Consider the following 21,953-nt stretch of genomic DNA (forward strand, 5'->3'; position numbering starts at 1 on the left):
TACCTCGACCCGCCGCTGACCACGATCCGCCAAGCCGTGCGGGAGATGTCGATGGCGGCGGTCAGCACGGTGCTCGACGAGATCCGGGGCGCGCGGTCGCCCCGGACGGAGCTGCTGTTCCGCCCGGAACTGGTCGTGCGGCGGTCCACGGCGCCCGTCCCGGCCGGCCGGCGGCTGTCCACCGTACAGGAGGGCTGAGCCGGGCCCCGACCGGGGCCCGGCCGGTTCTGTCCTCGTTGTAACGGTTGTGTTGCGGCGGATTGACAGTGAGGCGGCTCACGGTCTTTCCTTCGTGGGAGCGCTCCCACGCAATGGAAGACACAACCTGAGAGGGGTCCGCCATGAGGGCCATCATGCGGCGCGGACTGGGTACGGCGATGGCGGTCCTGCTCGCCGGCGGTCTCGCGGCCGCCTGCGGCGGGGACGACAAGAAGGACTCGGACTCGGGGCCGGTGACGCTCACCGTCGACGTGTTCGGCGAGGTCGGCTACGACCAGCTGTACAAGCAGTACGAGCAGTCCCACCCCGGCGTCACCATCAAGCAGCGCAAGGTCTCCGACCTGGACACCTACAAGCCGCGCATCCAGCAGTGGATGGCCACGGGCAGCGGCGCCGGAGACGTGGTGATGCTGGAGGAGGGCATCCTCCCGCTCTACATGCAGCAGCGGGCGAAGTTCCTCAACCTGTTCGACTACGGCGGCAAGGCCCTCCAGGACAAGTTCCTCCCCTGGAAGTGGCAGATGGGCGTCAGCCCCGACGGCAAGCAGCTCGTCGGGCTCGGCACCGACGTGGGCCCGCTCGCCATGTGCTACCGCACCGACCTGTTCAAGAAGGCCGGCCTGCCCACCGACCGCGAGGAGGTCGGCAAGCTCTGGCCGACGTGGGACGCGTTCCTGCAGACCGGGCAGAAGTTCCAGCAGAAGGTGTCCGGCACCAAGTGGCTCGACGGCCCCACCGCCGTCTTCCGCGCCACCGTCCTGCAGAACGCCGGCGCCGGCCCCGGCTACAGCTTCTTCGACAAGGACGACAAGTTCGTCTTCGACACCAACCCGGCGGTGAAGCAGGCGTTCGACACCTCGCTGAAGTTCGAGGAGAACAAGCTCACCTCCGACATGTCGATCTTCACGCCGCCGTGGCAGGCGGGCCTCAAGCGCGACACGTTCGCCACCGTGCCCTGCCCGTCCTGGATGCTCGGCGGCATCGAGCAGTTCTCCGGCCCGTCCGGCAAGGGCAAGTGGGACGTGGCGACCACGCCCGGCGGCTCCGGCTACTGGGGCGGCTCGTGGCTCGCGGTCCCCAAGCAGACCAAGCACCCGAAGCAGGCCGCCGCGCTCGCCGAGTTCCTGACCTCCCCGCAGGGGCAGACCGGCGCGTACGCCGCCGCCAACACCTTCCCGTCGTCGCCGCAGGCCGAGCAGGACCCGGCCGTCGCCGGCTCCAAGAACGCCTACTTCAACGACGCCCCCGCCGGCAAGATCTTCGGTGACCTGGTCGCCTCCGTGAAGCCGGTGCACCTCGGCCCGAAGAACGAGGACGTCCGGGCGGCCGTCGAGAACGTGCTGATCTCGGTCGGCCAGGGCAAGGTCAAGCCGGACGAGGCCTGGTCCAAGGCCGTCGAAGCGGCCAAGAAGGCCGCCAGGTAGCCGCCCCCCGCCGCGGCGGCGGCGCCGTGCCCCACCTCCCCGTACGGCGCCGCCGCCGTTCTCTTCCCCCGCTCACGTCCCGTCCTCGGAAAGGAGGCGCAAGGCCATGGCCACCGAACTGCGCCCCAGCCGGAACGGCCCCCAGCATCCCCCGGCGAAGGCACCTCCGGCGGCCCGCCGAACCCTGCGGTCCCGGTTGACCCGGCTCGATGTGAAGGGCGCGCCGTACGCCTTCATCTCGCCGTTCTACATCATCTTCGCGATCTTCGGCGCGTTCCCGCTGGTCTACACGCTGTGGGTGTCGCTGCACGACTGGGAGCTCGCCTCGGGCACCCGCAAGTGGGTCGGCTTCGACAACTACAAGTACCTGTGGGGCGACCCCGACTTCTGGCACGCGACGGTCAACACGCTCGCCATCTTCGTGCTGTCGACGATCCCGCAGCTGCTGATCGCGCTGTTCATCGCCAACGCGCTCAACCGGCGGATGCGCGTGCCGACCCTCTTCCGCATCGGCATGGTCGCGCCGCTGGTCACCTCGACCGCCGCCGTCGCCATCGTGTTCACCCAGATGTTCGACCACGACTGGGGCATGATCAACTGGGCGCTCGGGCTGGTGGGCATCGACCCGATCGGCTGGTCCACCAGCCGCGGCTGGTCCTGGGTGGCGATCGCCACCATGGTCGACTGGCGCTGGACGGGCTACAACGCGCTCATCTACCTCGCCGCCATGCAGGCGATCCCGAAGGACCTGTACGAGGCCGCCTCGATCGACGGCGCGTCCCGGATCCGGCAGTTCTGGCAGATCACCGTGCCGATGCTGCGCCCCACGATCATCTTCACCACGATCATCGCGACCATCGGCGGGCTGCAGCTGTTCACCGAGCCGGTCCTGTTCAGTGTGGGGACGCCCAACAAGATGGACGGCGGCCCGCTGCACCAGTTCCAGACGCTGACGATGTACATGTACGACAACGCCTTCGGCCATGACCGGTACGGCTACGGCGCCACGATCGCGTGGGCCCTGTTCGTGATGATCATCCTCTTCTCGCTGATCAACTTCCTGTTCGTGCGGCGCACGGGAGGCACCAAGTGACCACGCTCCTGGCCGGTCCCGGCGACGCCCGGCACGCGCGCGGCGGCGGCCGTCCCCGCCGGCTCCACGGCCTGTGGAACGCCAGCCCGCTGACCTACCTCACGCTGATCGTCGCGCTCGCCCTGTCGGTCTTCCCGATCTACTGGATGATCGCGGTGGCGACCCGCACCAACGACGTGGTCTCCGACGTCCCGCCGCCGCTGCTGCCCGGCGGGCACGGCGGCACCAACGTGCACCGGCTGTTCGACAACCCCGACGCCTACTTCGCCAAGGGCCTGCTGAACTCCGCGATCGTCTCGGCGTGCGTGACCGTCTCCACCGTGTTCTTCGCCTCGCTGGCCGGCTTCGCGTTCGCCAAGCTGCGCTTCCGCGGCAAGAACGCGCTGCTGGTGACGATCGTCGGGACGATGATGATCCCGGTGCAGATGGGCATCATCCCGCTCTACATGATCATGGTGAAGCTGGGCTGGCAGAACCATCTGCAGGCGGTGATCGTCCCGTTCCTCGTCACCGGGTTCGGCGTGTTCATGATGCGGCAGTACGCCGACCAGGCCGTCCCGGACGAGCTGATCGAGGCGGCCCGCGTGGACGGCTGCACGACGTTCGGCATCTACTGGCGGGTCGTGCTGCCCGCGCTGCGCCCCGCCGCGGGCGTCCTCGGCCTCTTCACGTTCATGCAGTCCTGGAACGACTTCATGTGGCCGCTGGCGACGCTCAGCCCCGAGAACCCCACGGTGCAGCTCTCGATCAACAACCTGGCGAACGCCCACTTCTCCGACTACACGCTCATGTTCGCCGGCACCACCGTGGCGGTCCTGCCGCTGCTCGTGGTGTTCATCCTGTTCGGCCGCCAGATCATCGGCGGAATCATGGAAGGTGCAGTGAAGGCGTGACCTCTCTGGAATCCAGCGCCGTTCAGGACGACGCCGGCGCCCGCGGCGCCGGCCCGCGGTTCCCCACCGGGTTCCGCTGGGGCGCCGCCACGGCCGCCTACCAGATCGAGGGGGCCGCGGCCGAGGACGGCCGCGGGCCGTCGATCTGGGACACCTTCGCGCGCACCCCCGGCAAGGTCCTCGGCGGCGACACAGGGGACGTCGCCGTGGACCACTACCACCGGTACCCCGAGGACGTCGCGCTGATGCGCGACCTCGGGCTGTCCTCCTACCGGTTCTCCATCTCCTGGCCCCGGGTTCAGCCGGCCGGGGCCGGGGCCGTCAACGAGCGGGGGCTCGACTTCTACCGGCGCCTCGTCGACGCGCTGCTGGAAGCGGGGATCGAGCCCTGGCCGACGCTCTACCACTGGGACCTGCCGCAGCCGCTGGAGGACGCGGGCGGCTGGCCCGAGCGGGACACCGCGCACCGGTTCGCCGACTACGCCGGGCTCGTGCACGAGGCCATCGGCGACCGCGTGCGGCACTGGACGACGGTGAACGAGCCGTGGTGCGCGGCGTTCCTCGGCTACGCGTCCGGGGACCACGCGCCCGGCCGGCTCGACCCGTCGGGGTCCCTGCTGGCCGCGCACCACCTGATGCTGGGCCACGGCCTGGCGGTGCAGGCGATGCGGGCCCGCCACCCCGGCAACCTGTTCGGCGCGGCCGTCAACCTGTACGCGGTCTCCCCCGCGACGGACGACCCCGCCGACGTGGACGCGGCGCGCCGCATCGACGGCATGCAGAACCGGCTGTTCCTCGACCCGCTGCTGCTCGGCCGCTACCCCGAGGACGTGCTGGCCGACACGGCCCGGCACGGTTTCGAGCCCGGCGCGGCGGACCTCGCCGTCATCAACCAGCCGATCGACCAGCTCGGCATCAACTACTACACGCGGCACACGGTCGCGGGGACGCCCGGGGAGGCGGCGCAGACGGCGTCGGGGCCGTTCGCCGTGCACTCGCCGTGGGTGGGCAGCGAGCACGTCCGGTTCGTCTCGGCGGGGCGGCCGACGACCGGGATGGGCTGGGAGATCGACGAGGGCGGGCTGCACGAGGTGCTGACCCGGGTGCACCGGGAGTACCCGGCCGTCCCGCTGTACATCACCGAGAACGGCGCGGGCTACGACGAGACGCCGGACGGCGATGGCACGGTCCACGACGCGGGGCGCATCGCCTACATCGACGCGCACCTGCGCGCGTGCCACGCCGCCATCGCCGACGGGGTACCGCTCGCGGGCTATTTCACATGGTCGCTGCTGGATAATTTCGAATGGGCTTGGGGCTACTCCAAGCGCTTCGGGCTGGTTCACGTGGACTATGCGACGCAGCGCCGGACGCCCAAGGACAGCGCGCGCTGGTACTCGGACGTGATCCGGCGGGGCGGCCTGCCCGGGGGCGGCTGACGGTCGCGGGGGCCGGCACCGCCCGCCCGGGCGGGCGGTGCCGCCGTCCGCCGGGCGGGCGCCCCGGTGGCCGCCGGCCCGGCGGGACGGCGGGACGGCGACGACGCCGCAGGAACGACGGAGGGGGCCTGATGACACAGAGGGGCACGCGCCCGACCCTGGAAGAGGTCGCGGCGCGCGCTGGCGTCGGCCGCGGCACGGTGTCCCGGGTGGTCAACGGGTCGCCGCGGGTCAGCGAGCGGGCCCGGCAGGCGGTGCTGAAGGCGATCGACGAGCTCGGGTACGTGCCGAACCGGGCGGCCCGCACGCTGGTCACCCGGCGCACCGACACCGTCGCGCTGGTGGTCGCGGAGTCCGACCAGCGGCTGTTCGGCGAGCCGTACTTCGCCGGGATCATCCGCGGGATCAGCAACGGCCTCGGCGACACCGGGCTGCAGCTGCTGCTCGCGCTCGCCCGCTCCCCCGCCGAGTACGCGCGCCTCGAGCACTACCTGACCACGCAGCACGTGGACGGGGTGCTGCTCACCTCGCTGCACGCCGAGGACCCGCTGCCCGCGAAGCTGGAGGCCAACGGGGTGCCGACGGTGCTCGGCGGCCGCCCGCCGGGGCTGTCGCCGGTCAGCTACGTCGACGTCGACAACCGGCTCGGCGCCCGCGAGGCCGTCGCGCACCTCATCGCCGGCGGGCGGCGGCGCATCGCGACGATCGCCGGCCCGCAGGACATGGGGGTGGGCATCGACCGGCTCGCCGGCTACCGGGAGGCGCTCGGCGAGGCGGGGCTGCCGGAGTACGTCGCGTTCGGCGACTTCGGCGAGGCCACCGGCATCAGCGCCGCGGAGCGGCTGCTGGCCGGCGAGCCCGCGGTGGACGCGGTGTTCGCCGCGAGCGACCCGATGGCGCTCGGCACGCTGCGGGTGCTGCGCCGGCTCGGCCGCCGCGTCCCCGACGACGTCGCGGTGATCGGCTTCGACGACTCCGCGGCGGCGCCGCTGGCCGACCCGCCGCTCAGCAGCGTGCACCAGTCGCCGGAGGAGATGGGCGTGGCGATGGCCCGGCTGCTGGTGTCGCGGATCCGCGGCGAGGCCGTCGCGGACCCGGTGGTCATCATGCGCCCGCACCTCGTCCTGCGCGAGTCGGCGTAGCCCGCCGGCGAGGCTCAGCGGCGCGGCTCAGCGGCGCGCGACGCCGGCGTACATCCAGCGGGTGCCCTCTCCGTCGCCGTCGGGCCGCCACTGCGGCACCCACACCACGCCCGGTTCCACCAGCTCGAACCCGTCGAACAGGGCCTCCACCTCGGCGCGGTCGCGGCTGCGGAGTCGTGCCGTGGCGTCGCGCCACGCGCCGACGGCCTGCCTGCCGCGCTCCGGCTGGCCCTCGGTGGTGCTGTGCGAGAGGGCGAGCAGGCTGCCCGGGGCCATGACGTCGCGGAACGCGGCGATGGCCGCCCGCGCCCGCTCGTCCTCGGCGAAGTGCAGCACGGCGAGCATCAGCACCGCCACCGGGCGGTCGAAGTCGATCAGCTCGCGCAGCCTCGCGTTCCCCAGGATCCCGGCGGGTTCGCGGACGTCCCCGCGGATCACCGCGGTGGTCGCGGACGCCGGCAGCAGCGCCCGCGCGTGCACGAGGACGATCGGGTCGTTGTCGACGTAGACGACGCGCGCCGACGGGTCCAGCGCCTGCGCGACCTCGTGCACGTTCCCCTGCGTCGGCAGCCCGGTGCCGATGTCGACGAACTGCCGCACGCCCGACTCGATCGCGAACCGCACGGCGCGGCCGAGGAACGCCCGGTTCTCCCGCGCGGCCTGCGGGATGTCGGGGCCGGCGTCGGTGGCGACCTTCGCGGCCGCGCGGTCGACGGCGAAGTTGTCCTTGCCGCCGAGGAAGACGTCGTAGATCCGCGCGGGGCTCGCGGTGCGGGTGTCCACGCCGGGCGGGGCGAACTCCTCGTTCATGCCCCCACCTTATGATCATTGGGGACGCACCGGACCCGAGACGAGGATTCCATGGCCTACGAACCGACCGAGGAAGAGCTGGTCCATCTGCGCCGCGCCGTCGAGCTGGCCGCCGAGGCGCTGGCCGACGGGGACGAGCCGTTCGGCACCGTGCTGGTGTCGGCGTCCGGCGAGGTGCTGTTCGAGGACCGCAACCGCACCGCCGGCGGCGACCAGACCCGGCACCCCGAGTTCGAGGTCGCGCGCTGGGCCGCCGCGCACATGGCGCCGGAGGAGCGCGCCGGCGCCGTCGTCTACACCTCCGGGGAGCACTGCCCGATGTGCTCGGCCGCGCACGGCTGGGTCGGCCTCGGCCGCATCGTCTACGTCCACTCGTCCGCGCAGGTGAGCGCGTGGCGTGCCGCTCTGGGGGTCCCGCCGTCGCCGGTCAGCGCGATCCCGGTCCAGGACGTGGTGCCCGGCATCCGGGTGGACGGGCCCGTCCCCGCGCTGGAGGCCGAGGTCCACGACCTGCACGTGCGCGCCTGCTCCTGAGTCCCGCCGAGCGGGACCGCTCCACAGGGCCCGGCGCGCCGCGGCTTGAATGGCCGCTCGTCCCCACCGTCAGGAGTTCCCGCATGTCCGACGCCCTTCCGGCCGACCAGGCCGTCCGGAATCTGATCTTCGCCTACGCCGAGGCCGTCGACGGCGGCGACTTCGCCGCGGTCGGCGCGCTGTTCGCGCACGGCGACTTCGTCAGCAGCGGCGCCACCCTGACCGGGGACGCGGTGGCGCGGATGTTCGAGAAGACGATCATCCGCTACGACGACGGGACGCCGCGGACCAAGCACGTCACGACCAACGTCGCCATCGAGCTGGACCGCGCCACGGCCACCGCGACGTCGTACTTCACCGTGATGCAGGCGACGCCGGAGCTGCCCTTCCAGGCGATCTGCGCCGGCCGCTACGACGACCGCTTCGAGCTGCACGACGCCCGCTGGCGCTTCGCCGAGCGCCGCATCACCCTGGAGCTCGTCGGCGACGTCGCCCACCACCTGCGCCGCCCCGACACCCTCCCTCCCCACCTGCGCCCCGCCACCTCGCGGTGAGCGCGCCGCACCTCAGCGGAAGGACTCGTCCAGGGCGTCGATCAGGCGGGTGAAGGTCTCGTCCAGGGACTCCGGCAGGCCGAAGGCCGCGTCGCGCTCCAGCGACGCGAAGCCGTGGCAGGCGATCCGCCACAGGCGGATCGCGTGGACCAGGTCGCCGCCCTCGAGCCGGTAGCCCCGGAACGCGGACGCGATGACAGCGATCGCCCGGTCGGAGACCGCCTCGTGCTCGGCGTCGCCGGGCGCCGGCGCCCGGACGCTCGCGGCGTACCGTCCGGGATGCGCGGCGGCGTAGGCGCGGTAGGCGGTCGACAGCTCCGCGAGCGCCTCGCGCCCGGTCACGCCCGCGACGGCGGCCGCGAGCCGCGCCGTCATCTCCTCCACGGCCAGCATCGCGATGCCGCGCTTGACCGCGTCCAGTCCGTCGACGTGCTTGTACAGGCCGGGGAGCGACACCCCGCACCGCTTGGCGACGGCCGCGAGGGTGAGCCGTTCGAGGCCCGTCTCGTCGGCGACGTCCGCGGCGACCCGGACGACCCGCTCCGGGGTCAGGCCCACGCGCGGCACGCCCTACCCGGCCTTCCGGGCGAGGGCGAGACCGGAGCCGGTGACGAAGAGGATCAGCAGGGGCAGCGACACGTAGGCCAGCGTAGCGACGCCGGTGAGCAGCAGTGCGTAACCGATGCCGGATCCGGCGATGGCGGCGGCGAGCGCGAAGCCCGCGTAGTTCAGCCAGCGCGGGAGCACCCCGGCGACCGCGCCCGCGGCGCCGACGGCAGCGAGGAAGAACATCTTGACGCCGTCCGCGCGGTTGAGCGCTTCCAGCAGCGCGTGCGCGGTGCCGGGCGTGGACGTGGCGACCAGCGCCAGCCCGATCGCGAACTGCGCCAGCGAGATGGCCGCGGCCACCAGCCCGGCGCCCGCCGCGATCCGCCCGGCGCGCGACCACCGGGCCGCCCGCCCGAGCGCGAGCGGGACGAGCGCGAGCGCCGCCGCGGGCAGCCCCTCGGTGAGCAGGAACTGCACGGCCGCCGCGCCGCCGTGCCCGGCGTAGTCGCGGACGATCGCGCTTCCGCTCGCCCCGAACCCGGGCGACGGCACCGGGACCGACAGCCCGGCGGCCCACGAGACCAGGAACCCGGCCCCGGCGACCGCGGGGACGCTCAGCAGCTTCTTGCGCGACGCGACGGCGATGGAGGCCATGCCACTCTCCTCAGAACGGTTAATGTGATTAGCCAAAAGTTAATCGCATTAACCGTCGATTGGCAAGCCCCCCGGACGGGCCCCGCCCCGGGCTCGCCGGGACGGGGCCCTCGCGTCAGCGGAGGGTGAGGGTGCTGAGGCGGGCCTCGCCGGTGAAGACGAGGTAGAGGTCGTGGCGGCCGGTGGCGCGCAGGGCGGCCGTCACGTCCTTGTAGGCGTACCTGTCGCCGGTGGACGGGATGGTGAAGGTCGCGGCCACGGGGCCGGTCGGACTGTCGAGGCGGGCCTGCACGGTGGTGTTCCCGGCGGTCTCCTTGGCCGCGCGGAGGGTGAGGGTGCCGTTCTTCAGGGCGGAGTCCTCGAACGAGATCCACGCGTTCGCGGCGCCGGCGACCGCGTCGCCCGCCGCCTTGGACTCGTCGACGAGCTGGACGGCGTTCTGGTCGTCGAAGTCGGCGGCGCGGGTCGGCCGGGTGAGGTCGCGGGCGGGGACGCGCTCGCCGTGGACCTCGACGGTGGCGCGCTGCCGGATGTCGGTCGACGAGGAGCCGATGAGGACGTCCTGCTTCGAGGTCTCCAGCGTCCACCTGTTGCGGGTGACGTCCCAGGTCGCGAGGTCCGACGCCTTGACGCGCAGCGTCACCGAGGCGGTCCGGCCCGGCGCGACGTGCACCTTCTGGAAGGCGCGCAGCTGCTCGACGGGCTGCTTCACGCGGGACGTCCGCTGGTGCGTGTAGAGCTGGACGACCTCGTCCGCCGCCCGCTTGCCGGTGTTGGTGACCGGGACGGTGACGGTCAGCGTCTTGCCGCCGGACAGCGAGCGGCCGCTGAGCTTCGGCTCGCCGTACCGGAACGTCGTGTAGGTGAGGCCGTAGCCGAACGGGTAGAGCGGCTTGCCCTTGTAGTAGAGGTACGTGCGGTCGGACTTGATGATGTCGTAGTCGAGGATGTCGGGCAGGTCGCTCTCGGAGCGGTACCAGGTCTGAGGCAGCTTCCCGGACGGGCTCTCGTCGCCGAACAGGACGGACGCGAGGGCGTTGCCGGTCTCGGCGCCCGCGTGGCTCGTCCACAGGATCGCCGGGACGTTCGCCTGCTCCCAGGTGAGGGTCGTCGGGTAGCTGTTCTCCACGACGACGACCGTGTTCGGGTTCGCCTTGCGGACGGCCTTGATCAGCTCCTCCTGGCCTTCGGCGAGGGCCATGGTCGTGCGGTCGTGGTCCTCGCGGCCGTTGATGAACGGCATGCTGCCGACCACGACGACGGCGGTGTCCGAGCCGGCCGCGGCCTTGACGGCGGAGTCGACGCCGCTGCTGACGACGTCCTTGGCGAACGAGCTGGCGTCGTCCTTGGTGGTGAGGACGAGCGTGCCGTCGTCCTGGACCTTCACGTAGACCTTGGTGGGGTCGGCCCAGTCGTACGCCTTCTCGTAGCCCGCGTAGCGCAGCAGGTAGCCGCCGTCGCCCTGCTTCTCCAGCTTGAACATCTGCTGGACGAACCAGCCGTTCGGCTGGTCCTGGTCGTTGGCGAAGGTGTTGCCGGAGTGGATGCCGACGGTCTTGCCGTTGGCGGCGCTGCGCAGCGTGACGATGCCCTGCCCCCAGTCGAACACGTCGAACTGGGCGGAGGCGTCGGGGGTGGTCGGGCCCGTCTTGAGGACGGCCCCGGCGGCGGTCGTCCCGCCCGCCACGTACTTGCCGGTCTTCACGTCCTTGAGGGCGATGCGGTCGACGCCCTCGCTGGACGCGACGTTGCCCGCGCCGGCCTTCGCCTTGATGCCGTCCAGCGGCGTCACGCCGTACGGCAGCGAGCCCGAGTACCAGTCGGTGTAGAGGGTGTTCGACAGCGGGCCGACGACGGCGACCTTCTTGCCGGACGCGAGGGGCAGCGCGCCGCTCTGGTTCTTCAGCAGCACCATCTGCTCTGTCGCGGCCTTGCGTTCGAGGGCGCGGTGCGCGGGGCTGTCGATGACGTCCTTGGTGATCTTCCCGTACTCGCCGCCGCCCGGGTCGAACTCGCCGAGCCGCACGCGGACGCTGAGGACGTCGCCCACGGCGCGGTCGAGGTCGGCCTCGCTGAGCAGGCCCTTGGACAGCGCCGTCTTCACCGCGTCGACGGTGATGGACGAGTTGGTGTCGTCGGTGGTGAAGCTGTCGACGCCCGCCTTGATGGCGGCGGCGTCGCCCGCGGGCAGGTCCGGGTAGTACTGCTCGGAGCCGACGAGGTTGTTGGGCGCGCCCGCGTCGGTGACGTTGAGCAGGGTCCTGCCGCTCCACTTCCGGGCGTCGTTCACCAGCGGCGACGCGGTCGCCGGGCGTCCGTTGACCAGGTTGTAGGAGGTCATCAGCCCGGTCGCGGCGTCCTGCGTCAGCGGCAGCCGGAACGGGACCTCGTCGTACTCCTTCAGCACGCGGGGCCGCACGCTGGACGACGTCTGGTCGCGGCGGATCTCGTTGTTGTAGGCGAGGTAGTGCTTGAGGACGGGCGCGGCCTTGAGGTGGTCGGGGTCGTCGCCCTGCATGCCCTTGCCGTAGGCGGTGGCGAGCAGGCCGGTGAGCAGCGGGTCCTCGGAGTAGCCCTCCTCGTTGCGTCCCCAGCGCGGGTCGCGCAGCAGGTTGACGACGGGCGCCCACAGCTGCAGGCCCCACACGTCCGGGTCGATGGTGTTGTACCCGCGGGCCTCGTCGCCGACGGCGGATCCGATCCGCTTGAGCAGCGCCGGGTCCCACGTCGCGCCGAGGCCGACGGACTGCGGGAACACCGTGCCCTTGGCGGTCCGGACGGCGCCGGACGCGTTGACGTCGGTGGACCAGGCGACGCCGTGCAGCGCCTCGGTCCCGGTCTTGAACCGCTTGATCCCGAGGCGCGGGATCGCCGGCTCGTACTGGTGGAGCAGGGAGATCTTCTCGTCGGTCGTGAGCCGTCCGAGCAGGTCCTTGACGCGGGCGTCGACGGACAGCCGCGGATCGCGGAACGGGTAGGTCTCGGCGGCCGAGGCGGCGGGGACCGCCGTCCACGCGGCGGGCGCCGCGATCACGGCGGCCACGGCCAGCGACAGGGCCCGGCGGCGACGGCCGGGGAAACGGGGGGTGGGGCGGGTGGTGTGCACCTGTTCTCCTCTGTGGCTCGTCCCCCGAGTACGGTTGTCGAAGCGCTTCGACGATCGGGCCGCGCGGGCCCGGGGCATGCCTCCTTCAGGTCCGGCGGGGCGGGAGGGTCAGCGCGGTGCCGGGGCGGAACTCGCGCGCGGGGTCAGGGTCGGCGGCAGCAGCGTCGCGGCCGGGACGGCCTCGCCGCCGAGCTTGCCCATCAGCAGCTCGACGGCGCGCCCGCCCACCTCCTGGGCGGGGATCGCGACGGACGACAGCGGCGGCTCGGCGTGCTCGGCCATCTCGTCCGGGCAGATCGCCACGACCGACACGTCCCGCGGGACGGCGCGGCCGTGCGCGCGCAGCGCCCGCACGACCGTGTCGACGACCGGCTCGTTGTGGACGAGGATCCCGGTCAGCCCGGGGCGTTCGGCGAGCAGCCGGGCGACCAGCGCGCGGGCCGCCTCCGGGGTCGCCTCGCACGGGTGGACGCCGCCGGCGAGCCCGTGCTCGCGGACGGCCGCGCCGAACCCGTCGGCGACCCGCTGCGCGAACCCGGTCCGCCGCGCGTACACCTCGGGCGGCGAGCCGATCAGCGCGACCTCGCGGTGCCCGAGCCCGGCCAGATGCTCCACGCAGACCGCGCCGGCCGCGTGGAAGTCCAGGTCGATGCAGGTCAGGTCGCCGGCGTCGGCGGGGAAGCCGATGAGCACGCTCGGCCGGTCCAGGGAGCGCAGCAGCGGCAGCCGCGGGTCCTCCATCTGGACGTCCATCACGATGAGCGCGTCCACGAGCGCGCTGTCGGCCACGCGGCTCAGGCCGTCCTCGCCCTCCTCCTGGGTCAGCAGCAGGACGTCGTGGTCGTGCCGCCGCGCGGCGGTCACCACCGACATCGCGAACTGCATGACGACGGGCACCGCGATGCCGGAGCGCAGCGGGATCATCAGGGCGAGGACGTTGGAGCGGCTGCTCGCCAGCGCGCGGGCGCCGGCGTGCGGGCGGTAGCCGAGCTCGCGGATGCTGTCGCGGACGCGCCGCCGGGTCTCCTCGGAGATCGTGCGCTTGCCGCTCAGCACGTAGGACACCGTGCTCGGGGACACCCCGGCGTGCCGCGCCACGTCGGTGATCTTGACCACGGACCGTCCCGTCGTCGAGCGGTTCATTTTGCGTCCGATGCTAGCGATGCGCGGATCGCGTCGCGGTACCAGAACGCACTGTCCTTCCAGGTTCGCTCGCCCGTGCCGTAGTCGACGTGGATCAGCCCGAAGCGCCGGTCGTACCCGTAGGCCCACTCGAAGTTGTCGAGCAGCGACCAGGCGAAGTATCCGCGCAGGTCCACGCCCGCGGCGCAGGCGCGCTCGGCGGCGGCGACGTGGTCGCGCAGGTAGGCGACGCGGCGCTCGTCGCGCACCCGGCCGTCCACGACCTCGTCCTCGAACGCGGCGCCGTTCTCGGTGATCATCAGCGGCACGTCCGGGTACTCGCGGTGCAGCCGCAGCAGCAGCTCCTCCAGACCGGAGGCGTCGATCGGCCAGCCCATCGCCGTGTACGGGCCGGGCTGCCGCACGAAGTCCAGGCCCTCGCAGCCGACGAACGGGGTCGCGGCGCCCTGCTTGTGGCCGTCGTCGGACTCGCGCGGCGACGTCCCGTCCCACACACGGACGAGCGTCGGCGAGTAGTAGTTGACGCCGAGGACGTCGAGCGGCGCGGCGATGACGCCGGCGTCGCCGTCCCGGACGAACGCCCAGTCGGTGATCTCCGCGGTGTCGGCGAGCAGGTCGGCGGGGTAGCCGCGGCCGAGCATCGGGTCGAGGAAGATCCGGTTCGCGACGGCGTCGGCCCGCCGCACGGCTTCGGCGTCGCCGCGCAGGTGGTGCAGGTTGAGCGTGACCGAGTGCCGCGCGGACGGCGACACGACGCCGCGCAGCGCCCGCACCGCCAGCCCGTGCGCGAGGTTCAGGTGGTGGGCGGCGGCGAGCGCGTCCGCCGGATCGGTGCGGCCCGGCGCGTGGACGCCCGCGGCGTAGCCGAGGAACGCCGAGCACCACGGCTCGTTCAGCGTGGTCCAGGTGGCGACGCGGTCGCCGAGGACCCGGCCGACGCGTTCGGCGTAGTCGGCGAAGCGGCGGGCGGTGTCGCGCTCCGGCCAGCCGCCCGCGTCCTCCAACTCCTGCGGCAGGTCCCAGTGGTAGAGGGTCGCGACGGGCGAGATGCCGTTCTCGAGCAGTTCGTCAACGAGCCGCGAGTAGAAGTCGAAGCCCTTCTGGTTCGGCTTCCCCCCGGGCAGCACGCGCGACCACGAGATGGAGAACCGGTACGCGCCGAGCCCGAGCCGGGCCATCGACGCGACGTCCTCTTTCCAGCGGTGGTAGTGGTCGGTGGCGACGTCGCCGGTGTCGCCGTTCAGCACCTTGCCCGGCGTGCGGCTGAAGGTGTCCCAGATGGACGGCGTGCGGCCGTCCTCGCGGGCGGCGCCCTCGATCTGATACGACGCGGTCGCCGCGCCCCACAGGAACCCCTCCGGGAAGCCCATCAGTTCTCCTCTTCCAGGGTGATGACGAGTTCGCCGCCGGCGGCCTTCACCAGCACCCCCTGCGGATGCTCCGACGCCTCGCCTCCCTCCACCGCCGCGACGCGCGCGTTCACCAGGAGGACGCTCCAGGCGCCCGCGCCGGTGACCCGCAGCGTGGCGCCGTTCCGCACCGTGGTGAAGGACGTGTCGTCGACCTGCGTGAGCACGGTCGTCCCGTTGGCCGGTTCGTACACGCGCAGCGTCACGCCGTCGGCGTGGTCGTAGTCGGGGCGGTCGTCCACCGAGCCCTCGGGGATCACCGCGCCGGGACGGGCCAGCAGCGGCACGCTGCCGAACCCGTGCCGTTCCCGCACCCACCGGCCGCCGTGCACGCGCTCGCCGGTGACGTAGTGCGTCCACACGCCGTCCGGGACGTAGTAGGAGATGTCGCCGTCCGCCGAGAACACGGGCGCGACGAGCAGGTCGTCGCCGAGCATGTACTGGCGTTCGAGGTGCGTGCAGGCCGGGTCGTCCGGGAACTGCAGCACCATCGCCCGCATCATCGGCAGGCCCTCGCCGTACGCCTGCCGCGCCGCCCCGGAAAGGTAGGGCATCAGCCGCATCTTCAGTTTCGTGAAGTCGCGGAGGACGTCCACCGACTCCTCGTCGAACAGCCACGGCACCCGGTACGAATGGCTGCCGTGCAGGCGGCTGTGCGAGGACAGCATCCCGAACGCGATCCACCGCTTGAACAGCGCCGGATCGGGCGTCCCCTCGAACCCGCCGATGTCGTGGCTCCAGTACCCGAACCCCGACAGGCCGAGGGAAAGGCCCCCGCGCAGGCTCTCCCCCATCGCCTCGAACGTCGATTCGCAGTCGCCGCCCCAGTGCACCGGGAAACGCTGCCCGCCGGTCGTCGCGGACCGGGCGAACACCACCGCCTCGCCCTCGCCGCGCTTCTTGCGCAGCAGTTCGAAAACGGTCTGGTTGTAGAGGTAGGTGTAATAGTTGTGCGCGCGTTCCGGGTCGGAGCCGTCGTGGTAGACGACGTCGGTCGGGATGCGCTCGCCGAAATCGGTCTTGAAGCAGTCGACGCCCATGTCCATGAGCGCCTCCAGCTTCGCCGCGTACCACTCCCGGGCCTCGGGGTTGGTGAAGTCGACCACCGCGAGGCCGGGCTGCCACTTGTCCCACTGCCAGACGTCGCCGTCCGGCCTGGTCAGCAGGTAGCCGCGTGCCCGCCCCTCGGCGAACAGCGGCGAGCGCTGCCCGATGTACGGATTGATCCAGACGCAGATCCGCAGCCCGCGCTCCTTGAGCCGGCGCAGCATTCCCGCCGGGTCCGGGAACACGCGCGGGTCCCATTCGAAGTCGCACCACTGGAACTCGCGCATCCAGAAGCAGTCGAAATGGAACACGCTGAGCGGCAGGTCCCGCTCGGCCATCCCGTCGATGAACGAGGAGACGGTCGCCTCGTCGTAGTCGGTGGTGAACGAGGTGGACAGCCACAGGCCGAACGACCAGTCCGGCAGCCGCGCCGGCCGCCCGGTCAGCGCCGTGTACTTGCGCAGGATCTCCCGCGGCGACGGCCCGTAGATGACGAAGTACCGCATCGACTGGCCCTCGACGCTGAACTGCGTCCGCGCGACGGCCTCGGAGGCGACCTCGAACGAGACGTGCCCGGGATGGTCGACGAACACGCCGTAACCCGCGTTCGTCAGGTAGAACGGCACGTTCTTGTACGCCTGCTCGCTGGCGGTGCCGCCGTCGGCGTTCCAGATGTCGACGGACTGGCCGTTCTTCACCAGCGGCCCGAACCGTTCGCCGAGCCCGTACACGAAGTGGTCGACGCCGAGATCGAGCTGTTCCCGCACGTAGTGCCCGCCGTCGTCGGTGTCGATGACCGCCGTCGCCTTCGGCGCCGTCCCGGTCAGCCGCCGCCCGCCCGCGAGGAAGTCGACGCCCCACTCCCCGCCGCGCCGGACCCGCACGGTCAGCGCCCCGGACGTCAGCTCCGCCGCGTCGTCGTCCACCCGGACGTCCCCGGTGGGATCGGCGGCCAGCTCGAACCGCGGCCCGCGGGCCTTCTCCCCCGCGAAATGGGTGATGGTGACGCCGATGACGTCCGGCATGGGCGACGCGCAGTCCACCGTCACCACCGGGCCCTTGAGCAGGTCGCCCCGGTGCCGGATCCGCTGCACGGGCGCCTGCACCGAGAACGAGCCGGGCCCTTCGGCGACGTCGAGGACCTCCACCGGATGAACGGCGTGCACACCCTCGCGCATCATCCAGTAGCCGTCACTGAACTTCATTACTTAATGGCTCCTGCGGTGAGTCCGCGCGACAGGGTGCGCTGGAAGATGAGGAAGAACACGACGGTCGGGAGGAGGCCGAGGAGCGCGGCGGCGCTGGACATGGTGGCGTCCATGAGGCGCTGCCCCTGCAGCACGCCGAGCGCGACGGAGACCGTCTGGTTCTCGTTGGAGATGAGGAAGACCATGGGGATGAGGAACTCGTTCCACGTCCACACGAAGAAGAAGACGAGCAGCACGCTCAGCGTCGGCCGGACGACCGGGACGACCACCCGCCACAGGACCTGCCAGCGGTTCGCGCCGTCGATCCGGGCCGCCTCCAGCAGCGGGCGCGGGAACGCCGACATCACCGACGACAGCAGGTAGGTGCCGAACGCGCTCTGCACCACCGTGAACACGATGATCACGCTGAGCCGGGTGTCGTAGATCCCGAACTGCTTCGCCAGGTGGTACAGCGGGTAGACGAGCGCCTCCTGCGGCAGCGTGTTGGCCAGTAGGAGCAGCGCGAGCAGCCAGATGCGGCCCTTGATGCGGCCGATGCCGAGCGCGTAGGCGTTGAACACCGACAGCAGGACGGCCAGCACCGCGACAGAGCCGCTGATCAGCACGCTGTTGAACAGCACGTGCCCGAAGTCGACCCGGTCCCAGAAGTCGCGGATCGCGTCGAGATTCAGGCTGGACGGCGGCGCGAGCGGCCCCTTGGAGGTGTACTCCTGCGGGGTCTTCAGCGCGTTGAACACCACGACCAGGAACGGGATCAGCATGATCCCGGCCAGCGCGACGAGCGCGACGAGCACCGCGTAGGCGGACGGGCCGCGGCGGCGTCTCCGGCGCGGGGCGCCCTGCCGGTCGCGCGCCGGCGCGGCCGGCTCGGTCATCGTCACGGTCATCGCTCCTCCCCCAGGTCACGTCCTTGCAGCCGCAGGAAGACGACGGTGAGCGCGACGATGACGAGCGTCAGCACGGTCGCGATCGCCGAGCCGTAGCCGACGTCGGACTTCTCGAAGAAGTTGACGTAGGAGTAGTACGACGGGACGTTCGTGGCGCCGCCCGGACCGCCCTTCGTCAGCACGAAGATCTGCGGGAACGCCTTGAGCGCGGCGATCGTCGTCCACAGCAGCACGACGAAGATCTCCGGCCGGATCTGCGGGATCGTGATGTGCCGGAACCGCCGGGCCCACGTGGCGCCGTCGATCTCGGCGGCCTCGTACAGCGACGGGTCGACGCGCTGCAGCCCCGACATGAAGACCACGAGCGGGAACCCGATCTGCATCCACACCATGACGCCGAGGACGGACCACAGCGCGGTGGACGGGTCGCCGAGCCAGTCGTGCGCGAGCGACCCGAGCCCGGCGTCCTTCAGCAGGGTGTTCACCGCGCCGTTGTCCGGCGCGAGCAGCCAGCTCCACACGACGCCGGCGATGACGACCGGCAGCACCTGCGGCAGGTACAGGCAGGCCCGCAGGATCGCCGCGGCGCGCGGCCCGAAGTGCCGGTCGATCAGGTCGGTGAGGGCCGCCGCCAGCACCAGCCCGATCGCCGTCGGGACGATCGCCATCCCGATGATGACCAGGACGTTGTGCCGGAACGAGGCCCAGAACTCCCCGTCCTTCACGAGCTCCCGGTAGTTGTCGAGGCCGGCCCAGGACGGGCTGCCGACGCCGGACCAGTCGGTGAAGCTCGTCCCGACGTTCATCAGGAACGGCACGCCGATGACGGCGGCGAACAGCAGCAGCCCGGGGATCAGGTACGGCAGGTAGGCGAGCTGCTCGCGCGCCCTCCCCCGGCCGTCCGGCCGGGGCGCGGCGGCGGCGCCGCGCCCCTTCCGGGCCTCATGGCGCGTGGTCACTTGGGCAGGCCGGAGTCGTAGGTCTTCTGCAGCGCGCCGAGCGCGTCACCGGGCGCGGTGCCGTTCATGATCTTCTGGCCCTGCGCGACCCAGGCGTCGTAGAAGCCGGCGACCGGCCAGTCGGGGTAGTAGGCGAGCTGGTTGTTCTGCGCCAGCGTGGTGAAGTCGTCGGTGAGCTTCTTGACCTTCGGGTCGGTGATCGCCGACGGGTCGGCCGCGACGGGGATGCCGCCGAGGTTGCCGAGCATGTTCTGGACCTTCTTCTTCATCGTGATGTCGATGAAGTCGTAGGCGAGCTGCTTGTTCTTCGAGCCCTTCGGGACGACCCACAGGTTGCCGCTGGAGCCGAGCGTCATCTTCGCGCCGGGCCAGACGGAGGTCTCCCAGTCGAACTTGGCCTCCTTGGCGACCCGGCCGAACCACCAGGACCCGGAGAACATCATCGGGAACTTGCCGCTCATGAAGGCGACGCCCGCGTCCTCGGCCTTCTGGCTCACCGAGTTCTTGGCGATGTAGCCCTTCTTCACCCAGTCGGCGAACGTGGCGGCGCCGGCCGTCCAGGCGGCGTCCTTGAAGTCCGGCTTGGCGGTGTAGCGCTGGTAGGCGTCCACCCAGGACCGGTCGGGCGCCTTGTCGAGGGCGAGCTGGTAGACGAACTGCTGCGCCATGTACTCGGCGCCGGCGTTGGTCAGCGGCGTGACGCCCTTGGCGACGAACTTGTCCATCGCGGCGGTCAGCTCGGCGAACGTCGTCGGGATCGCGACGCCGTTCTTCTTGAACAGGTCCTTGTTGTAGTAGACCTGCAGGTACTCGCCGTAGTTGGGGACGCCGTACCATTTGTCGCCGCCCATGGTGCCCTTGGCGTCGTACTTGGCGGTGACCTGGACGCCGGGACTGATCAGCTTGTCCCAGCCGCGCTTGGTGACCTCCGGGGTGAGGTCCTGGAGGAGGCCCTGCTTGGAGAGCATCCCCGCGGTCGCGTTGCCCTTGTTGTACTCCAGGACGTCGGGGGCGTCCTTGGAGTTGAGGACCATCGGCGCGGTCTTCTGGATCTGCTCGAAGCCCTTCTCCTCGAACTTCACCTTCACGCCGGGATGGGCGGCCTCGAACTCCTTGATCGCCTCGTTCCACGCCGCGCCCATGGCGCTGTCGGGGGCCTCGTAGTGCCAGAGCTTGAGCACCTTGCCGCCGGAGTCGCCGCCGTCGCCGCCACAGGCGGAAAGCGACAGGGCCGCGGCGGCGAGGGCGGCGAGCAGCGCCGCGCTCCTGCCTGCCTTGAACATGGGGGATCCTTCGCGGGGGTGGGACCGGGGGTGGTCGGATCGATGAGGGTGTCGAAGCGCTTCGATTGACGGGGATGCTAAGCCCTGGGTGAGCCGCCGCACAATAGGCCGAACGGCATTCACCACCGAAAACGGGTGTTGAACTGCGAGAACTTTCTGGGAGCGCTCCCACCCACAGCCGGGGCTAGCGGCACTCCCCGCCGTTCAGGGTGAACCTGGACGGCCGCCCGTCGCCCGCGTCCCGCTTGCCGAGGAACCCGAACTCGACCGTCCCGCCCGGCGGGATCGACCGGTTCCAGTCCGCCGCGGTGACGGTCACCGAGGTGCCGTCCTGCTGCTGCCCGGCGTTCCACACCTGCGTGATCGACTGGCCGTCGGGGAAGTCGAACGCCAGCCGCCAGCCGTCGATCGCGGCCGTCCCGAGGTTGGTGATCCGCACCGTCGCCTGGAAGCCCTGCGGCCACGACCCGTCGATCCGGTACGCCACCGAGCACGCGGTGACCGCCGCGGTGGTCCGCGACGGGGACGGCGCCGGCGGACGGCCCGGCCCGTCCGAGGACCGGGACGAGCCCGGCGTCAGCAGGCCGATGAGCAGGGCCGCCAGCCCCGCCGCGCCGATCCCCGCCCCGGCGATGATCAGCGGCTTGCGGCCCGGCGGGCGGGACGCATCCTCGGCCAGGGGTGCGGCCGGGGATGCGCCGGGCGTCGGCCCGTCGGGCGGCGGCTCGTCCAGCACGCGGGTCGGCGGGTGCTCCTCGTCCGGCGGGGGCGCCGGCTCCGGCGTGGACTGCGGGAAGGGGGCGAGCTGGACGCCCGCCGCGTCCGCGAGGACCCGCGCGGCCTCCGGCGCCGCCGGGCGGGCCTCGGGGTCCCCGTCCAGGCAGCGGCGGCAGAGCTCCGTGACCTCGGCGGGGACGCCGTCCGGCGGCGCGCCGAGGACGGCTGAGGGCGCGTCGCCGGTCAGCGCCTGGTTCAGCACGACGCCGAGCGAGAAGACGTCGGCGGCCGGACCCGGCTCCGCGCCCGTGAGCAGCTCGGGGGCGACGTAGGCGGGGGTGCCGAGGAGGGGCCCGCCGGACGTCCCGGTGAACGCGATGCCGAAGTCGAGGACCTTCACCCCGACCGGCGTCAGGAACACGTTCGCCGGCTTGATGTCGCGGTGCACGACCCCGGCGGCGTGCGCGGCGGCCAGCGCGTCGGCGATCCGGGCGCACACGCCCGCCGCCTCCCGCCAGGGCATCGGGCCGCGCGCGAGCCGCGCCGCCAAGGTCTCCCCGTCCAGCAGCTCCATCACCACGTACGGGACGCGGCGCCGCTGCGCGAACCGGCCCGTCCGCGGGGTGACGTCGTCCTCGCCGTAGTCGTACACGCCGGTGATGCTCGGGTGGGCGAGGCCGGCGGCGGCCTTGGCCTCCTGGCGGAGCCGGCGGCCGAGCTCCTCCGGCCAGCCGTCCGCCGGGACCTTGACCGCGACGGCGCGGTCCAGGACGAGGTCGGTGGCGCGCCAGACGGTGGCCATCCCGCCGGCGCCCAGCGGCGCCTCCAGGACGTAGCGCTCGCCGAGCCGGTCGCCGGGGGCGACGATCTCGGGCATGGACGA

19 protein-coding genes are annotated in these 21,953 nt (G+C 72.0%); 8 read left to right on the forward strand and 11 right to left on the reverse strand.

The window, feature by feature from the left end; all coding sequences use genetic code 11:
* The 6 genes from ABT299_RS37295 to ABT299_RS37320 form a co-directional block, all read left to right on the forward strand.
* Nucleotides 1-198, forward strand: a 198-nt coding sequence (locus ABT299_RS37295) for a substrate-binding domain-containing protein (protein WP_500253612.1), incomplete at its 5' end; no start/stop codon positions are given.
* Between the two features lie 155 nt (nt 199-353).
* On the forward strand, nt 354-1,643 hold the full coding sequence (locus tag ABT299_RS37300) for an extracellular solute-binding protein (RefSeq protein WP_387028687.1): 1,290 nt from the start codon (nt 354-356) through the stop codon (nt 1,641-1,643).
* A gap of 106 nt (nt 1,644-1,749) precedes the next feature.
* The gene (locus ABT299_RS37305) at nt 1,750-2,736 is read left to right on the forward strand and encodes a carbohydrate ABC transporter permease (RefSeq protein ID WP_387028686.1); all 987 of its coding nucleotides are present in this window, start codon (nt 1,750-1,752) and stop codon (nt 2,734-2,736) included.
* Nucleotides 2,733-3,629 carry a carbohydrate ABC transporter permease gene (locus ABT299_RS37310; RefSeq protein ID WP_387028685.1) on the forward strand — a complete coding sequence of 299 codons (897 nt, stop codon included), beginning with the start codon at nt 2,733-2,735 and terminating at the stop codon, nt 3,627-3,629. The genes ABT299_RS37305 and ABT299_RS37310 overlap by 4 nt, the downstream gene beginning before the upstream one ends.
* A gap of 5 nt (nt 3,630-3,634) precedes the next feature.
* Nucleotides 3,635-5,068: a GH1 family beta-glucosidase gene (locus ABT299_RS37315; RefSeq protein WP_190866914.1), complete on the forward strand. Its 1,434-nt coding sequence runs from the start codon at nt 3,635-3,637 to the stop codon at nt 5,066-5,068.
* Between the two features lie 131 nt (nt 5,069-5,199).
* Entirely contained in the window at nt 5,200-6,210 is a 1,011-nt protein-coding gene (locus ABT299_RS37320) for a LacI family DNA-binding transcriptional regulator (RefSeq protein WP_190866881.1), read from the forward strand.
* A 27-nt stretch (nt 6,211-6,237) separates the two neighbouring features.
* Here ABT299_RS37320 and ABT299_RS37325 read toward each other — a convergent pair whose 3' ends face one another.
* On the reverse strand, nt 6,238-7,020 hold the full coding sequence (locus tag ABT299_RS37325) for an SAM-dependent methyltransferase (RefSeq protein ID WP_500253613.1): 783 nt from the start codon (nt 7,018-7,020) through the stop codon (nt 6,238-6,240).
* A gap of 51 nt (nt 7,021-7,071) precedes the next feature.
* Between ABT299_RS37325 and ABT299_RS37330 the strand changes: the two genes are divergently transcribed.
* Complete coding sequence (locus tag ABT299_RS37330) at nt 7,072-7,554, forward strand: nucleoside deaminase (RefSeq protein ID WP_500253614.1); 483 nt, start codon at nt 7,072-7,074, stop codon at nt 7,552-7,554.
* Nucleotides 7,555-7,637: 83 nt separating this feature from the next.
* On the forward strand, nt 7,638-8,108 hold the full coding sequence (locus tag ABT299_RS37335; RefSeq protein WP_500253615.1) for a nuclear transport factor 2 family protein: 471 nt from the start codon (nt 7,638-7,640) through the stop codon (nt 8,106-8,108).
* A 12-nt stretch (nt 8,109-8,120) separates the two neighbouring features.
* On the opposite strand, the gene ABT299_RS37340 is transcribed toward ABT299_RS37335, so the two are convergent.
* From ABT299_RS37340 to ABT299_RS37385, 10 genes are all read right to left on the reverse strand, one after another.
* Nucleotides 8,121-8,666: a TetR/AcrR family transcriptional regulator gene (locus ABT299_RS37340; protein WP_500253616.1), complete on the reverse strand. Its 546-nt coding sequence runs from the start codon at nt 8,664-8,666 to the stop codon at nt 8,121-8,123.
* Between the two features lie 12 nt (nt 8,667-8,678).
* Entirely contained in the window at nt 8,679-9,311 is a 633-nt protein-coding gene (locus ABT299_RS37345; RefSeq protein WP_387028675.1) for a hypothetical protein, read from the reverse strand.
* Nucleotides 9,312-9,426: 115 nt separating this feature from the next.
* Nucleotides 9,427-12,417 carry a glycoside hydrolase family 3 protein gene (locus tag ABT299_RS37350; protein WP_500253617.1) on the reverse strand — a complete coding sequence of 997 codons (2,991 nt, stop codon included), beginning with the start codon at nt 12,415-12,417 and terminating at the stop codon, nt 9,427-9,429.
* Nucleotides 12,418-12,525: 108 nt separating this feature from the next.
* Nucleotides 12,526-13,560 (reverse strand): LacI family DNA-binding transcriptional regulator, encoded by a 1,035-nt coding sequence (locus ABT299_RS37355; protein WP_433150950.1) that lies wholly within the window; start codon nt 13,558-13,560, stop codon nt 12,526-12,528.
* The gene (locus tag ABT299_RS37360; protein WP_387028669.1) at nt 13,557-14,930 is read right to left on the reverse strand and encodes a GH1 family beta-glucosidase; all 1,374 of its coding nucleotides are present in this window, start codon (nt 14,928-14,930) and stop codon (nt 13,557-13,559) included. The genes ABT299_RS37355 and ABT299_RS37360 overlap by 4 nt, the downstream gene beginning before the upstream one ends.
* Complete coding sequence (gene yicI / locus ABT299_RS37365; RefSeq protein ID WP_500253618.1) at nt 14,930-17,221, reverse strand: alpha-xylosidase; 2,292 nt, start codon at nt 17,219-17,221, stop codon at nt 14,930-14,932. The genes ABT299_RS37360 and yicI overlap by 1 nt, the downstream gene beginning before the upstream one ends.
* On the reverse strand, nt 17,221-18,111 hold the full coding sequence (locus ABT299_RS37370; protein WP_500253619.1) for a carbohydrate ABC transporter permease: 891 nt from the start codon (nt 18,109-18,111) through the stop codon (nt 17,221-17,223). The genes yicI and ABT299_RS37370 overlap by 1 nt, the downstream gene beginning before the upstream one ends.
* Nucleotides 18,108-19,070: a carbohydrate ABC transporter permease gene (locus tag ABT299_RS37375; RefSeq protein ID WP_387028664.1), complete on the reverse strand. Its 963-nt coding sequence runs from the start codon at nt 19,068-19,070 to the stop codon at nt 18,108-18,110. Before ABT299_RS37375 ends, ABT299_RS37370 begins: the two co-directional genes overlap by 4 nt.
* Nucleotides 19,067-20,353 carry an ABC transporter substrate-binding protein gene (locus ABT299_RS37380; protein WP_190866850.1) on the reverse strand — a complete coding sequence of 429 codons (1,287 nt, stop codon included), beginning with the start codon at nt 20,351-20,353 and terminating at the stop codon, nt 19,067-19,069. The genes ABT299_RS37375 and ABT299_RS37380 overlap by 4 nt, the downstream gene beginning before the upstream one ends.
* 184 nt (nt 20,354-20,537) lie before the next feature.
* The gene (locus tag ABT299_RS37385) at nt 20,538-21,947 is read right to left on the reverse strand and encodes a protein kinase domain-containing protein (protein WP_500253620.1); all 1,410 of its coding nucleotides are present in this window, start codon (nt 21,945-21,947) and stop codon (nt 20,538-20,540) included.
* Between the last annotated feature and the right edge of the window lie 6 nt (nt 21,948-21,953).

It is taken from the genome of Spirillospora sp. NPDC000708 (genome assembly GCF_040299565.1).
GTDB lineage: Bacteria > Actinomycetota > Actinomycetes > Streptosporangiales > Streptosporangiaceae > Spirillospora.

What these genes read in the sequence shown, in the direction of transcription:
- ABT299_RS37305 (WP_387028686.1), top strand. Translation starts at nt 1,750, where the DNA reads ATGGCCACCGAACTGCGCCCCAGCCGGAACGGCCCCCAGCATCCCCCG.
- ABT299_RS37345 (WP_387028675.1), bottom strand. Translation starts at nt 9,311, where the DNA reads ATGGCCTCCATCGCCGTCGCGTCGCGCAAGAAGCTGCTGAGCGTCCCC.
- yicI (WP_500253618.1), bottom strand. Translation starts at nt 17,221, where the DNA reads ATGAAGTTCAGTGACGGCTACTGGATGATGCGCGAGGGTGTGCACGCC.
- ABT299_RS37330 (WP_500253614.1), top strand. Translation starts at nt 7,072, where the DNA reads ATGGCCTACGAACCGACCGAGGAAGAGCTGGTCCATCTGCGCCGCGCC.
- ABT299_RS37325 (WP_500253613.1), bottom strand. Translation starts at nt 7,020, where the DNA reads ATGAACGAGGAGTTCGCCCCGCCCGGCGTGGACACCCGCACCGCGAGC.
- ABT299_RS37320 (WP_190866881.1), top strand. Translation starts at nt 5,200, where the DNA reads ATGACACAGAGGGGCACGCGCCCGACCCTGGAAGAGGTCGCGGCGCGC.
- ABT299_RS37380 (WP_190866850.1), bottom strand. Translation starts at nt 20,353, where the DNA reads ATGTTCAAGGCAGGCAGGAGCGCGGCGCTGCTCGCCGCCCTCGCCGCC.
- ABT299_RS37385 (WP_500253620.1), bottom strand. Translation starts at nt 21,947, where the DNA reads ATGCCCGAGATCGTCGCCCCCGGCGACCGGCTCGGCGAGCGCTACGTC.
- ABT299_RS37355 (WP_433150950.1), bottom strand. Translation starts at nt 13,560, where the DNA reads ATGAACCGCTCGACGACGGGACGGTCCGTGGTCAAGATCACCGACGTG.
- ABT299_RS37370 (WP_500253619.1), bottom strand. Translation starts at nt 18,111, where the DNA reads ATGACCGTGACGATGACCGAGCCGGCCGCGCCGGCGCGCGACCGGCAG.
- ABT299_RS37300 (WP_387028687.1), top strand. Translation starts at nt 354, where the DNA reads ATGCGGCGCGGACTGGGTACGGCGATGGCGGTCCTGCTCGCCGGCGGT.
- ABT299_RS37335 (WP_500253615.1), top strand. Translation starts at nt 7,638, where the DNA reads ATGTCCGACGCCCTTCCGGCCGACCAGGCCGTCCGGAATCTGATCTTC.
- ABT299_RS37360 (WP_387028669.1), bottom strand. Translation starts at nt 14,930, where the DNA reads ATGGGCTTCCCGGAGGGGTTCCTGTGGGGCGCGGCGACCGCGTCGTAT.